General features: G+C 70.8%; 12 protein-coding genes. 6 read left to right on the forward strand and 6 right to left on the reverse strand.

What is annotated here, in order from left to right; all coding sequences use genetic code 11:
- Positions 1 to 9: 9 nt before the first annotated feature.
- Complete coding sequence (locus tag Aco04nite_RS20310) at positions 10 to 603, reverse strand: hypothetical protein (RefSeq protein WP_212998821.1); 594 nt, start codon at positions 601 to 603, stop codon at positions 10 to 12.
- A gap of 53 nt (positions 604 to 656) precedes the next feature.
- On the opposite strand from Aco04nite_RS20310, the gene Aco04nite_RS20315 reads away from it, so the two are divergent.
- Complete coding sequence (locus tag Aco04nite_RS20315) at positions 657 to 1,520, forward strand: GNAT family N-acetyltransferase (protein ID WP_212998822.1); 864 nt, start codon at positions 657 to 659, stop codon at positions 1,518 to 1,520.
- Here Aco04nite_RS20315 and Aco04nite_RS20320 read toward each other — a convergent pair.
- The 4 genes from Aco04nite_RS20320 to Aco04nite_RS20335 are packed head-to-tail and all read right to left on the reverse strand — an operon-like array spanning position 1,498 to position 6,399.
- On the reverse strand, positions 1,498 to 1,665 hold the full coding sequence (locus Aco04nite_RS20320; protein WP_212998823.1) for a hypothetical protein: 168 nt from the start codon (positions 1,663 to 1,665) through the stop codon (positions 1,498 to 1,500). The genes Aco04nite_RS20315 and Aco04nite_RS20320 overlap by 23 nt on opposite strands.
- Before the next feature lie 9 nt (positions 1,666 to 1,674).
- Entirely contained in the window at positions 1,675 to 4,311 is a 2,637-nt protein-coding gene (locus Aco04nite_RS20325) for a putative bifunctional diguanylate cyclase/phosphodiesterase (RefSeq protein WP_212998824.1), read from the reverse strand.
- A 28-nt stretch (positions 4,312 to 4,339) separates the two neighbouring features.
- The gene (locus Aco04nite_RS20330) at positions 4,340 to 5,377 is read right to left on the reverse strand and encodes a Gfo/Idh/MocA family protein (protein WP_212998825.1); all 1,038 of its coding nucleotides are present in this window, start codon (positions 5,375 to 5,377) and stop codon (positions 4,340 to 4,342) included.
- Positions 5,374 to 6,399, reverse strand: a complete 1,026-nt coding sequence (locus Aco04nite_RS20335; RefSeq protein WP_212998826.1) for a LacI family DNA-binding transcriptional regulator — start codon at positions 6,397 to 6,399, stop codon at positions 5,374 to 5,376. Before Aco04nite_RS20335 ends, Aco04nite_RS20330 begins: the two co-directional genes overlap by 4 nt.
- 196 nt (positions 6,400 to 6,595) lie before the next feature.
- Between Aco04nite_RS20335 and Aco04nite_RS48940 the strand changes: the two genes are divergently transcribed.
- The 3 genes from Aco04nite_RS48940 to Aco04nite_RS20350 all read left to right on the forward strand — a co-directional run bounded on the left by Aco04nite_RS48940 (position 6,596) and on the right by Aco04nite_RS20350 (position 10,379).
- The gene (locus Aco04nite_RS48940) at positions 6,596 to 8,389 is read left to right on the forward strand and encodes a discoidin domain-containing protein (RefSeq protein ID WP_280519360.1); all 1,794 of its coding nucleotides are present in this window, start codon (positions 6,596 to 6,598) and stop codon (positions 8,387 to 8,389) included.
- A gap of 39 nt (positions 8,390 to 8,428) precedes the next feature.
- The gene (locus Aco04nite_RS20345; RefSeq protein ID WP_212998828.1) at positions 8,429 to 9,865 is read left to right on the forward strand and encodes an MFS transporter; all 1,437 of its coding nucleotides are present in this window, start codon (positions 8,429 to 8,431) and stop codon (positions 9,863 to 9,865) included.
- A 76-nt stretch (positions 9,866 to 9,941) separates the two neighbouring features.
- Positions 9,942 to 10,379 (forward strand): GNAT family N-acetyltransferase, encoded by a 438-nt coding sequence (locus tag Aco04nite_RS20350; protein ID WP_212998829.1) that lies wholly within the window; start codon positions 9,942 to 9,944, stop codon positions 10,377 to 10,379.
- Here the strand turns inward: Aco04nite_RS20350 and Aco04nite_RS20355 are convergent.
- Complete coding sequence (locus Aco04nite_RS20355) at positions 10,351 to 10,938, reverse strand: cadmium resistance transporter (RefSeq protein WP_212998830.1); 588 nt, start codon at positions 10,936 to 10,938, stop codon at positions 10,351 to 10,353. The genes Aco04nite_RS20350 and Aco04nite_RS20355 overlap by 29 nt on opposite strands.
- 20 nt (positions 10,939 to 10,958) lie before the next feature.
- On the opposite strand from Aco04nite_RS20355, the gene Aco04nite_RS20360 reads away from it, so the two are divergent.
- A complete protein-coding gene (locus tag Aco04nite_RS20360; protein ID WP_244876144.1) occupies positions 10,959 to 11,948 on the forward strand; it encodes an ATP-grasp domain-containing protein in 990 nt (329 codons plus the stop codon).
- Positions 11,945 to 13,045, forward strand: coding sequence for a hypothetical protein (locus tag Aco04nite_RS20365; RefSeq protein ID WP_212998831.1), 1,101 nt, complete (start codon positions 11,945 to 11,947; stop codon positions 13,043 to 13,045). Before Aco04nite_RS20360 ends, Aco04nite_RS20365 begins: the two co-directional genes overlap by 4 nt.
- Positions 13,046 to 13,103: the final 58 nt, after the last annotated feature.

Genomic DNA, 13,103 nt, shown 5'->3' on the forward strand with positions numbered 1-13,103 from the left:
ATGTGCCGATCAGGCAGCGCGCCCGAGGAGGTCGGTGGCGCCGCGGAACATGTAGATGCCGTAGGCCGTGGTGGCGGTTGCTGCGCCGAGGCCGACGGCTGAGGCCGTGCCGTTTGCCGACGCGCCCAGGGCGATCGCCACGATGCCAGCAACGGCGCTCAGGCAGGTCCAGGTGGCCAGGTAGAGGTCGATGGTGCGGCGGAAGACGCGGGCCATCGGGTAGAAGTGGAGGCCGACGATGAGGGCGATGGCCGGGACGACGTAGTCGCTGTTGTTCGTGGCGTTGAGGATGAGGACGACCAGCCAGATGGCCAGGCCTTCCGCGCCGAAGATGATGCCGAACGCCTGGCCCGATTTGCTGCGGATCTTGGCGTCGTCCGCGGAGAGCTCGGCGGGGAACTGCTTGCGGGCGCGCAGGAGGCGTACGCCCTGGAGGATGAAGCACACGACCGCGATCACCGCCAGAGCCATGATGATCGCGGCGACCGCGACCGGCCAGCCGGTGAAGGTGTTCGAGGCCCAGAGCAGGGTGAAGAAGCTCATCAGGAACAGGCCGGTGGCGGTGCTGGTGACGGCGATGCGGGGCGGGGCTGAGGTGGTCACCCGCTGATCGTGTCATCCCGGGACGAGCGGCGAGGTCCCCTAAAATCGCGGGCATGGCTTCTTATCGATGGCGGTCTGCGACACCGGGCGATGTGCCGGCGATCCGGGACCTGGTCGCTCGGTGTGACCCGGACGGGCCGGATGCGGAACGGATCGCCGCGGATCTGCGGCGGCCGGGGCTGGAGCTCGCGCTGGATACGCGGGTCGTCGAGGACGAGGACGGCGTGATCGTGGCGCGGGCGTGGGTGAATCGGCGGTCGGAGGCTGATGTTCATCCGGCGCATCGGGGGCGGGGGCTCGGTGGGGAGTTGCTCGGGTGGATCGTGGATCGGGCGGTGCAGGCCGGGGAGGAGCAGGTGGTGCAGACCGTCCGGGACGACGATGTGGCGGCCGGGGCGTTGCTGGCCGCGCACGGGTTCGAGGCGATGGTGACGTCGTGGATGCTGGAGAAGGTGCTGGCTGACGAGCCTGGCGCCGGGGTGACGGCCGGGATCACCGTGCGGCCCTATCGCGAGAGTGATGCGCGGGCGGCGTACGAGATGGTGGAGGATGCTTTTCAGGGGTTGCAGGGGCGCCGGTTGGAGTTCGGCGAATGGCAACGGCAGACCGTGGGGCGCGGTGATTTCGCGCCGGAATTCTCACCGGTGGCCTGTGACGGGGAGCGGATTGTCGGGGCGGTGCTGACGCTCAAGGACGGATACGTCGAGCGGGTCGCCGTCGATCGGGAATACCGGAGTCGCGGAATCGCCCGGCAGTTGCTGCGACAGGCGTTCCGCGATCTCCACGAGCAAAAGGTGCGTTCATGTACGTTGTGGACCCATTCCGCGCTGGGGTTGTACCAGCGGGCCGGGATGGTCGTGCGGCGCAGTGCGACCGTTTACCGCAAGGGGCTCGTCACACCTCGGCGATCGGGGTGAGCTCCTTGATGTCGGTGGTGGGGACGCGGAGGAAGACCTCGTTCTCGCGCCAGAATTCGTAGATGCCGTCCTCGAGGATGACGTCGTCCGCTTCGAGGGCCTGGGTGCCGCGCTCGTCGTTCCAGATCACGTTGTAGGTAGCCATGAGCCGAACTTACCCCGCCACGCCCGCCACGATCGCCGCTGTGAGCGCCGGCACGTCGTCCGGCCAGACCGGGCGGGAGAACAGGTAGCCCTGACCGTAGGGGCAGCCCATTCTGGCGAGCATGGCGCGCTGGTCGGCGTGCTCGATGCCCTCCGCGACAACGGTGAGGTCCAGGTTGCGGGCCAGCGTGACGATCGCGTTGACGAGGGCGCGTTGCTGTTTGCTGGCGAGGATGTCGTCGATGAACGATTTGTCGATCTTCAGGACGTCGACCGGCATCTGCCGCAGATAGCTCAGCGACGAGTATCCGGTGCCGAAATCGTCGATCGCTATGCGTACGCCCACCGCGCGCAACGTCTCCAGATCCGCCCACACCTGCTCGGCGTCCCGCAGCACCAGGCTCTCGGTGATCTCCAGCAGCAGCCATTCGGGGCGGGACCCGGATTCGCTCAGCGCGGCCCGCACCTTGTCGACGAAGCCGGGCTGGCGGAACTGCCGGGCGGAGACGTTGACGCTGATGTAGCGCAGCGTGGAACCGGCGGCCCGCCACTGCGCGAACTGGCGCAGGGATTCCCGCAGCACCCATTCGCCGATGCCGACGATCGCGCCGTTCTCCTCGGCGAGTTCGATGAAATGGTACGGCGAGAGCAGCCCCCGATCGGGATGCTGCCACCGCACCAGGGATTCGACGCCGACGACGATCTGCGTACGCACATCGACGATCGGCTGGTACTGCAGCACGAACTGTTCCGCGTCGACGGCCTCGTGCAGCGCGGTCCGCAGCGCGAGCCTTTCCACCATCGCGGAGTGCAGGTCGTTGCGGTACCGCTGCCAGGTTCCCTTGCCGGCGCCCTTGGCGAGGTAGAGCGCGAGGTCCGCGTGGCGCAGCAGTTCGGTGGGGCTCTTCGCGTCCTGGCTGGTGGCGACGCCGACGCTGGCCGCGCCGTTGACGATGTGCGTGCCGCCGAGGCCGTCGCTGAGCTCGACCGGCACGGACAGCGCGGCCACGATGCGGTCGGCGACGGCGTCACCGTCGGCGGAGGCGATCAGGACGGCGAACTCGTCGCCGCCCATCCGCGCGGCGGTGTTGTGCACGCCGATGGCCTGGGTGATGCGCTGACCGACGGCGATCAGGAGCTGGTCGCCGATCGCGTGCCCGAGCGTGTCGTTGACCTCCTTGAAGTCGTCCAGGTCGACGAAGAGCACCCCGAGGTCATGACCGCCCAGGGCGGCCACGGCGTACGCGTGGTCGAGCCTGTTGCGGAACAGCACCCGGTTGGCGAGCCCGGTGAGCCCGTCGTGGAAGGCCTGGTGGGCGAGGTCGTTCTCGAGGCGGCGGCGGTCGGTGACGTCGCGGATCGTGAGGACGAGGCCCGCCACGGTGTGGTCGGCGCGCAGGTCGCGGATGCCGCACTCGACCTGCAGCGGGCGGCGGTCGGCGGTGATCGCGGTGAGGTCGAGACCGTCGGTGTCCGTACGCCCGGCGCGTGCGAGGGTCAGCGCGTCGCTCAGCGCATGGCGGTGGGTGTCGGCGATGAACTGGTCGAGCGACGAGCCGGTGAGGTCGGGGTGGCCGAGCAGCGCTACGGCGGAGGGGCTCGCGTACCGGACGCGGTCGTCGTCCCCCACGATCAGGATGACGTCGGAGGCGCTCTGGATCAGGGTCCGGAAGTAGGCCTCGCCGTCGCGGCGGCTGATCTCGGAGGCCAGCGCGATCCGGTCGGTGAGCAGCCCGCCGACCCGCGCCATGACCAGCAGGAACATCAGCGCGGAGCCGGCCGCGATGACCGGGGCGTCGACGACGCCGCCGCTGAGGTGCTCGGCGAGCAGCACCGCCGGGGCGATCAGGGACGCGGCGGTCAGGGACGCGAGCCGGCGCCCGCCGGTGGGCATGGTCGTGGCGATGTGCCGGGCGTCCTCGGTGAGCGTGACCATCGAGGGGTGCAGGGCGGCGAGCCCGGCCGCGGCGTAGAACACGACCCAGCCGAGGTCGATCGGGCCGCCGACCGCCCAGTCGCTGTCGAGCCGGGCGAGGCCGTAGATGATGTCCGAGACGAGGACGCCGAGGATGCTGACCGACAGCAGTTGCAGGGCGACCGGTTTGCGCCCGGGAGTGGCGAGCAGGCGCATCAGGATGGCGAGCGCCAGCACGTCGCCGAGCGGGTAGGCGACCGACACGGCCTTCTCGAGCACGCTCAGGCCGGTGTCCCGGGTGTACGGCGCGATCAGGTACACCCAGGAGAGCAGCCCGAGGCTGACCGTGGGCACCAGCGCGTCGAGCAGCGCGGCCCGGTTGCGGTCCCCGGCCCGGGTGCGGATGAACAGCACCAGCCCGACCGCCAGCAGCGGGTAGACGAGCAGGTACAGCACGTCGGACCAGTCCGGGAACGGCGGCACGATGCCGAGCGCTGCCTTCGTGTAGTAGACCGTGTCGCCGGAGACGAAGACGGCCAGCGAGAGGGCGATCAGGTACCAGGGCAGCCGCCGGGCCGGCCGGTGGATCCGGACGCCCGCCACGATCGCCGCGGCGCTGGAGAAGCCGATCGCACCCCACGAGTAGACGTGGGAAGCGGGCCACGCGTAGTAAACGACGCAGAGTGCCACGATCCACGCGACGAAGCACGCGCGCACCCGCTGGGACGTCATGTACGTCACATCGGCGGGAACGCCCGATTTATGAGCCCCAGCTCTCGACCGTCGTCGTGACGGTCCGGTCGGTCTCGGCGGACTCCTGCACGGCGAGTGCGATCAGGTGGTCCTGGGCGCCCTCTGCCAGGGGGTACGGCGGCGGGCCCTCGCCGCGCACCCAGGCCGCGGTGGCGTCCAGCAGGGTCGCGATGGCGATCTCCTCGTCGCTCCAGCGCCGCCCCGGGTACGGGTTGCGGTAGAGCACGTCGCCGCCGAGCGTGATGGTGTCCGTGTCGAACCCGTCGAGGTCCAGGTCGTAGCCCGTCTGCCGGCGCACCAGCGGGGTACGCACGACCGTCCGCGGCGCCGTCAGCCGCACGATCTCGTCGTCGCGCAGCTCGCCGTGGCTGCCCCGGACCAGGAGCCGCCGGAAGCGCAGCTGGTTGTGCCACTGGTTGTCGGTGAAGTCGTAGAGCCCGGAGAGCCCGTCGCCGAAGTCGAGCGTGGCGATCAGCGTCTCGGCGGGCTGCGGGTCGGCGTCACCGGTCCATCCGTCGCGGGTCAGCGGGTTCACCAGCGGGGCGGTGGTCGACGTCGCGCGCACGGCGACCGGGCCGTGACCGGCGCCGAGCAGCCCGCGGATCATCGCGACCGCGTGGTAGAGGTGCGTCGACGAGACCTGCACCTGGGACGGCGTACCGATCAGACCTGCCCGGACGGCGGCCTGGCGGGCGGCGTGCGCGGGCATCAGCAGATACTGCTCCGCGACCTGGACCAGCCCGGACTCCCCCACGGCCGTCCAGAGCTCCCGCAGCGCGGCGGCGTCCTTGGCGGGCGGCGTCTCGGCGAGCACGGGCAGCCCCCGCCCGACCGCCTCGGTGATCACGCCCGGGTTGGCCTCCCAGGACACGGCGCTGACGACGAAGTCGGCGTCGACCTCGGCCAGGCTGCCGTAGGCGGGGACCGGCAGCTCACGCGGGGTGCGCACGACGGCCCCCACGCAGTCGACGCCGTCGAGGCCTTCGGCGATCCGCCAGAACATCTGCGAACGCCACCCGGCGCCCACCGTCACGAACGTGGTCACGGCCGCACCCTACCCGTCGAGTCCCGGACGACGAGCTCGGTGGCCAGCTCGACGTGCAGGGCCTCCTGGTCGTGGCGCTGGATCGCGCGGTCGAGCAGCGACACGGCCATCCGGCCCAGCTCCGCGAGGGGCTGGCGCACCGTGGTGAGCATGGGGCTGGTGGCCCGGCTGAGGTCGATGTCGTCGAAACCCGCAACCGACAGATCCTCGGGTACGCGCAGAGCACGCTCGGCGGCAGCCCGCAGCGCACCGACAGCGGTCTTGTCGTTGAAGCCGACGATCGCGGTCGGCGGATCGGCCAGGTCCAGCAGCTCGGCGGCCGCCCGCCGGCCCTGCTCGACGGTCGGCTCGACATGGCGGACCAGGGCGGGATCGGGCAGCACACCGGCGGCGGCGAGAGCCGTGTGGTGCCCGGCGAGACGGCCGTCGCTGGCCATCCACTCGTCGGGCCCGGCCACCACCCCGATCCTGCGGTGCCCGAGGGCAGTGAGGTGGGCGGTGAGGCTGCGCGCCCCGGCGGCGTGCGCGGCGGAGACGGCGAGGGTGTCACGCGGCGGTGGCTCCCGGGGGTCGGCGACCACGAACGGGAACTGGCGCCGGCGCAATGCGGCCAGCTCCTCGGCGGGTTCCGGGGGCAGGATCAGCACGGCCCCGGCGACTCCCGCGCGGGTGGGCAGCCGGCTGAGCACCGGGGTGCGCTGCGCGGCCTCGCCGGCGCTGAGCAGCATCGCGCGCCCGTGCAGGTCGAGCGTCTCGGCGATCGACGACACGATCAGCCCGAAATAGTCGGTGAGCACGTATGGGCAGCGCACGAACACCGCCCCGGCCGCCGGGCGGGCGGGGCCGCGAGGGCGGGGCCCGGTGCCGCCGAGCTCGGCGAGTGCCTGCTCGACCACCTCGCGGGTGTGCTGGGCGACGTTGCCACGGCCGTTGAGCACCCGGGAGACCGTCGCGATCGACACGCCCGTAGCCGCGGCGACGTCCCGGACCGTGCCGCGTCTTGTTTCATCGCCCTGTTTCATGGTTGCCCTCCTGCCGTCTTTCTTGAGTGTTGACAGTTTGGTTTCCGCATTGTTTCCTGTCGATAGAAACGCCGCTGGCGTGTTTCATTTGTTACAGGAGGCGGTTGTGCGGATCCTGCTTGCCGCGGTGCTGGCTTTCAGCCCTTTGCCCGCTTTATCCCCTCACTCTTCGTCGCGCGCCGACGTGCGGGTCTGGGTGACGACCCCCGACCGCGCCGAGGAACTGCACGAGCGTGCTCCGCTGTCGTTCAGGACCGCCGCGAGTGACCTGACGACGATCACCCTCGACCCGGGCGTCAGCTACCAGAGCATGGACGGCTTCGGCGCCTCGCTGACCGATTCCGCCGCTGCCGTGCTCTACCGGCTCGACCCGGCGAAACGCGACGCCGCGCTGCGATCGCTTTTCGACCCGCGGCAGGGCATCGGGGTCAGCTTCCTGCGCCAGCCGGTCGGCTCCTCGGACTTCACCGCCACCGCCACGCACTACAGCTATGACGACGTGCCCGCCGGCCAGACCGATTTCGCCCTGCGGCACTTCAGCATCGCCCACGACGAGGCCCAGATCCTGCCGCTGCTGCGTCGCGCGCGTCAGCTCAACCCCCAACTGACCGTCATGGGTACGCCGTGGAGCCCGCCCGCCTGGATGAAGACCAGCGGTTCCCTCATCGGCGGCCACCTCATCGACGACCCGGCGGTGTACGACGCCTACGCGCGGTACCTCGTCAAATACGTGCAGGCGTACGCGAAGGCCGGCGTACCCATCGACTACCTGACCGTGCAGAACGAACCGCAGAACCGGCACGACGGCGGGTACCCCGGCACCGCGCTGCCCGTACCCCAGGAAGCCAAGGTCATCTCGGCACTCGGGCCGCTGCTGCGCAAGGTGTCCCCACGCACGAAGATCCTCGGCTACGACCACAACTGGACCACCCACCCCGGCGACGTCGCGACGACACCGGCCGGCGAGGACCCGGAGACCGACTACCCGTACCGGCTGCTCGCGTCGCCGGCGGGCAAGTGGCTCGCCGGGACCGCGTACCACTGCTATTCGGGTGACCCGAGCGCCCAGACCGCGCTCCACCAGGCCTTTCCCACCAAGGGCATCTGGTTCACCGAATGCTCGGGGTCGCACGGACCGGACGACACCCCCGCCGACATCTTCAAGGGCACGCTGACCTGGCACGCGCGCACGCTCGCGATCGGCACTACGCGCAACTGGGCGAAGTCGGTCGTGAACTGGAACATCGCCCTGGACAGCACCGGCGGCCCGCACCTCGGCGGCTGCGACACGTGCACCGGCCTGCTCACCCTGCAGCCCGACGGCACCGTGACCCGCGACGCCGAGTACTACACGATCGGGCACCTGTCGAAGTTCGTGAAGCCGGGCGCCGTACGCATCGCCAGCACTTCTTTCGGCACCACCGGCTGGAACGGCCAGCTGATGGACGTCGCCTTCCGCAACCCCGACAGTTCCACGGCCCTGATCGTGCACAACGAGAACGACGCACCCCGCAGTTTCGCCGTCGCCGTCGGAGCCCGCACGTTCGAGTACTCCCTGCCCGGCGGCGCGCTCGCGACGTTCACCTGGCCCCGCGGCTCCTTCCCGGTCCCCCACCGGATCACCACCGAACCCACCGCGACCGCCTCCTCACCCGGCGCGCAGGACGCGGTCGACGCCGACGCCGCCACCCGGTGGTCCAGCCAGGCTCCCCAGGCGCCGGGTCAATACCTGCAAGCCGACTTGGGTACGCCCACCGCGTACACGAAAATCGCCATCGACAGCGGTGACAACCTCGGCGACTACGCCCGCGCGTTCACCCTGACCGCGAGCAACGACGGCGTCCACTGGCGCACCCTGGCCACCGGCACGGGCACCGGCCAGCTCACCACCGTGACCGTCCGCGCCACCCGCTCCCGCTACCTGCGGGTCACCAACACGGGCACGAGCAGCAGCTGGTGGAGCATCGCTGACCTGCGGCTGTACCGGTAGTCACTGTTTTGGAGCAGGCCACCTGGGCACTCCCCGGCGGTGACAAACCGTTGGAAGGCGATGACCGTCGCCCTGGTGGCCGGCTTCATGACACTGCTCGACGTCAGCATCGTCAACGTCGCGCTCCCCTCGATCCGCGACGACCTCGGCCTCAGCTCCGGCGGCCTGCAGTGGGTCCTGTCCGGGTACGCGCTGACGTTCGGCCTCCTGCTCGTCCCCGCAGGCCGCTACGGCGACGCCCGCGGCCGCCGCGACGTGTTCATCGCCGGCCTCGCGGTCTTCGTCCTGGCCAGCGCCGCCGCCGGCCTCGCCACCGGCGCCCTCTGGCTGATCATCGCCCGCCTCGTGCAGGGCGCGGCAGCCGGCGTGGTCAGCCCCCAGGTCTCCGGCCTCATCCAGCAACTCTTCGAACCCGAGGAACGCGGCCGCCCGTTCGGCCTGTTCGGCGCCACCGTCGGCATCTCCTCCGCGGTCGGCCCCCTGCTCGGCGGCCTGCTCATCCAGTTCCTCGGCGCCTCCCAGGGCTGGCGCTGGATCTTCTTCATCAACGTACCCATCGGCGTCGTCGCCATCATCCTCGGCCGCCGCTGGATCCCCACCGCCCCCGCCCGCGACGCCGCCCCCGGCAGCCTCGACCCCGCCGGCGTCGGACTGCTCGGTCTGGGCGTACTCCTGCTGCTGTTACCCCTGGTGGAGGAACGAGAGTGGCACGGCCCGGCCAAATGGCTGCTCACCGTGGCCTCCGCCGCCGTCCTGGCCGCCTTCGTCGCCTGGGAACGCCACTTCGAACGCCGCGGCGGCACCCCCGTCATCGACCTGGGCCTGTTCAAGGTCCGCTCGTACGGCCTGGGCGCCCTGATCGGCGGGTTCTACTTCGCCGGCTTCACCACGATCTTCTTCATCTACACCCTCTACCTGCAGAGCGGCCTGCACTACACCGCCCTGCTCGCCGGCCTCTCCCTGACCCCGTTCGCCGTAGGCTCGGCCGTCGCCGCGGGCCTCGGCGGCCGCGTCGTCAACCGCTACGGCCGCCACCTCGTGGTCACCGGCCTCAGCCTGGTCACCATCGGCCTGATCGCCACCCTCGTGGCACTGCACTTCGTCCCGGGCCACCACGCCGGCTGGGCGGCAGCCCTCCCCCTGCTGGTCGCGGGCATCGGCAGCGGCCTGGTCATCAGCCCCAACCAGACCCTCACCCTCTCCGAGGTCCCCGTCGGCCGCGCCGGCAGCGCCGGCGCCGTCCTCCAGACCGGCCAGCGCATCGGCACAGCCCTGGGCATCGCCGTCGTCGGCGCGGTCTTCTTCAACCGCCTGGCAGCCAACGGCGGCAGCTGGTCCTTGGCCTTCCGAACAGCTTTGCTGGTCACGCTCGCCTTCGTCCTCATCGCCCTGACTGCCGCCCTCACCGACGTCCTGACCACCAGCGACAAATCCCGCGACGAGCCCGCCCCCACCCTCCAGGACTCCCGCACATGACGCCCCCACGGTCCTGCTCGTGACGACCGCACGGTCCGGCTCGTGACGACCCCACGGTCCTGCGATAATCCCGCCCGTGACGACCCTCACCCTCGGCCAGGACGATCCCGCCCTGCAGCAACGCCTCTCCGACGAACTCGACGCCCTCAACAACGCCGCCCTGACCTCGGATGACGAGGCTGCCCTGTCCGTGCGCCTGACCGCGGACGACGGCACGCTGCTCGGCGGGCTCACCGGCTGGACCCGAGGCGGCTGTGGCGGCATAACCTCGCTGTGGATCGCTCCCGGAGCACGAGGAACAGGCCTCGGCAGCCGCCTGATCCTCGCGGCCGAAGCGGAGATCGTCCGGCGCGGTTGCGACCGGGTGGTCGTCGCGACCATGTCGTTCCAGGCCCCGGGTTTCTACCTACGGCACGGCTACCGCGAGGTCGGCCTCACCCCGGACATGCCGGACGGCACCGCCAAACACCATTTCCACAAGCGCCTCACCCCGCCAGCCCCTCAAGAAGAATGATCAGCCCGATGCCCATCAGTACGACGGGCAGCACGACGTGGCCCCAACGGGACAGCGCGCGAGCCACGGGCGGTCGGGTGGCCAGGAACCAGCCTGCCGCGCACCAGAGAGCCACACCGACGAGGAACACGCCCGCGTAGATCGTCATGCCACCCGGCCCCGCGACGGTGAACACGGGCACGTACACGCCGATGTTGTCCCCGCCGTTGGCGAACGTCACGGCCGCTACCTGCAACGGTCCCGGCGCTTTCTCGCTCGGTTCGCCGTCCGCGCTTTCGTCGTCGTGGCGGGTGCGCCAGGCCGACCATCCGGCGCGCAGGCCCAGGAACAACGGGAGCAGGCCAAGGTAAGGAATCAGCGCTTCGGGGAGCAGGCCCGCGCCGAGCGCACCGACGACCGAGACCACCAGGATCCCGAGGAATCCCAGGTACTGCCCGGCGACGATGCGCCACGCCCGCGCGCCGGTCGCGCGGCCGAAGAAGACCGCGAGGATCAGGAGGTCGTCGATGTTCGTCACCGCGAACATCCCTGCGGCCTGGCCGAGCAACGACAGTCCCATGGGCAGGTGATCATAGTGGGATGCTGCTGCTGGTCCCCTGCGACGTACTGCGCCCCCGCCGCCCCGACTCACACTTCGCCGCACAGGCCTCTGCCACCGGCTCGGTCGCGCTGATCGACCATGACGCCCTGGCCGCCGGCGGGGACGCGGCTGCCGCGGTGGCCCGGGTCCCGGAGACCGACGACGCAGTCTACCGCGGGTGGATGCTCAGCAGCGGTCAGTACGCGACCATGGCGTCAGCGCTGTCCGACCGCGGCGCCACCCTGCGGACAAGCGCCGCGCAGTACCGGCAGGCGCACGAGTTGCCCGGCTGGTATTCCGCGCTGGAGGCGGTGACGCCGCACTCGGTGTGGACAGTGGGAGACAGCCGGGAGGAGTTCTCACGGGCTGCGGCTTCGCTGGGCTCCGGGGCCGCCGTACTGCGGGACTACACGAAGTCGATGAAGCACTACTGGCACGAGGCCGCGTACATCCCGGATGTGTCGGACGCAGCGGCCGCGTGGCGCGTCGCGAACCGGATGCGCGACCTGCGTGGCGACGATTTCGCCGGCGGCTTCGTGCTGCGCCGCTTCGAGACGTTCACCGGCCCCGAGGCCCGCACCTGGTGGATCGGCGGTGCCTGCCGGCTCGTAACCGCCCACCCGGACACGCCCGGCGACCTGCCCGATATCAATCTGCTCGGCGCACTCTCCGGCGCGGGCGCTCCCGACGTCGATCGGCCCGGCGCGCTCCCCGGCTCGCGCATTTCGGGCGCGGTCACCGGCGGGAGCCCGGTTGCCGACGCGGATCCGACCCGCGCAGGCCTATCGGGCGGGGTCACCGGCCGGGACCAGCTGGATCTGGCTCGTGTGCGGGAGGCGGTCAGCGGGTTGGGGCTGCCGTTCGTGACGACGGATCTGGTGCGGGACGCCGGCGGGCGGTGGCGGGTCGTCGAGGTCGGTGACGGGCAGGTCAGCGATCTGCCGGCCGGGGTACCCGCCGAGGACCTGATCGGGGCGCTGGCCGCATGACCACGTCGCGCATCTCCCTGACCGGCCCGGACAGTCACACCCTCGTCCGGCAGCCCGGCGTGGGCATCGTGATCATCGGCCCCGCACTGCCCGGGAGCCGCCGCCCGGACCTGGTCGTATCCGCGGCCGACACCATCGACTGGTCCGTCTTCGACCCGTTCACCGTCCCCGCCGGATACCCGTGGCCGCGCGTGTTCCGCTACGAGGGCGACGACACCGGCTTCCTGACCTGGGCCGCCCGCCGCCCCATCGAGACGTTCACCTGGCAACCGCATGCCCCACTCACCGCCGACGCCTCAGCCGCCCAACTGAGCCGGCTCAGCGTGATCCTGCGCAACGGGCCGCTCACCATCGTCCTGCCCGCCGACTGCCACTACTTCTCCGCCGCCGGTGACCTGTCCCTGCTGACGGTCACCACGCCCGGTGACTGCCCGCCACTCGGGTTCTTCCCCGACACACAACCGTCCGGCCCACCCGTTGCTCTGCCGCCGCTGCCGGGCCTGGCCTATGCCCGTTCCGTCGATGTCACCGTCCCGCCGCTGCGCCAGCCCTTCGACTGCGCCTCGCTGCTGCAGTTCCCGGGCCTCACCCGGGTCGCCCTGTCCGGCAGCCTCACGAACCTGTCCGCGCTGGCCTCCCTGCGGCACTTGGAGATGCTGGAATTGCGCTACTGCCCCGACCTGTCGGACCTGCCCCCGCTGGACACCTGGACGCTGTCCCACCTGCTGCTCTTCAACGCCGACGACACCACCGGCAAGCGGTTGCGGGCTTCGGGCGTACCGTCGCTGTCGATCTCGCAACCCCGCAAGCCGCCCTGGTTCCGCACCGAATACGGCCTGCCGTTCTCAGCCTGGACGCCCCGCAAGGCCAAGGCCGCCACGAAGGCCTACCGGTCGGCCGCATCAGCGATCGGCAAGGCAACCACCGCCGCGGACGCCGAGGAAGCAGTCCGCGCTTTCGTCCGTGTGATCAACGCCCTGCCCGACGTCGAAACCACCGAACGCGAGGACGCGGGGGAAGCCGTCGCCCTCCTGACCACCGGCACGCCGTACGCCCAAGCCGCCGAAGCCTGGTTCGACGCCGAACGCGACTTCTGACCCGCCTGGTCACGCCTTGTTGTGTTTTCAAAGAACCGAATCAGCAGGTTTCCTCGCA

Origin of the sequence: Winogradskya consettensis, from assembly GCF_018332715.1 — a bacterium.
GTDB classification, from domain to species: domain Bacteria; phylum Actinomycetota; class Actinomycetes; order Mycobacteriales; family Micromonosporaceae; genus Actinoplanes; species Actinoplanes consettensis.

Excerpts from the sequence above, each read along its gene's own strand:
- Aco04nite_RS20315 (WP_212998822.1), top strand. The coding sequence starts at position 657 with ATGGCTTCTTATCGATGGCGGTCTGCGACACCGGGCGATGTGCCGGCG.
- Aco04nite_RS20320 (WP_212998823.1), bottom strand. The coding sequence starts at position 1,665 with ATGGCTACCTACAACGTGATCTGGAACGACGAGCGCGGCACCCAGGCC.
- Aco04nite_RS20325 (WP_212998824.1), bottom strand. The coding sequence starts at position 4,311 with ATGACGTCCCAGCGGGTGCGCGCGTGCTTCGTCGCGTGGATCGTGGCA.
- Aco04nite_RS20335 (WP_212998826.1), bottom strand. The coding sequence starts at position 6,399 with ATGAAACAGGGCGATGAAACAAGACGCGGCACGGTCCGGGACGTCGCC.
- Aco04nite_RS20355 (WP_212998830.1), bottom strand. The coding sequence starts at position 10,938 with ATGGGACTGTCGTTGCTCGGCCAGGCCGCAGGGATGTTCGCGGTGACG.
- Aco04nite_RS20360 (WP_244876144.1), top strand. The coding sequence starts at position 10,959 with ATGCTGCTGCTGGTCCCCTGCGACGTACTGCGCCCCCGCCGCCCCGAC.
- Aco04nite_RS20365 (WP_212998831.1), top strand. The coding sequence starts at position 11,945 with ATGACCACGTCGCGCATCTCCCTGACCGGCCCGGACAGTCACACCCTC.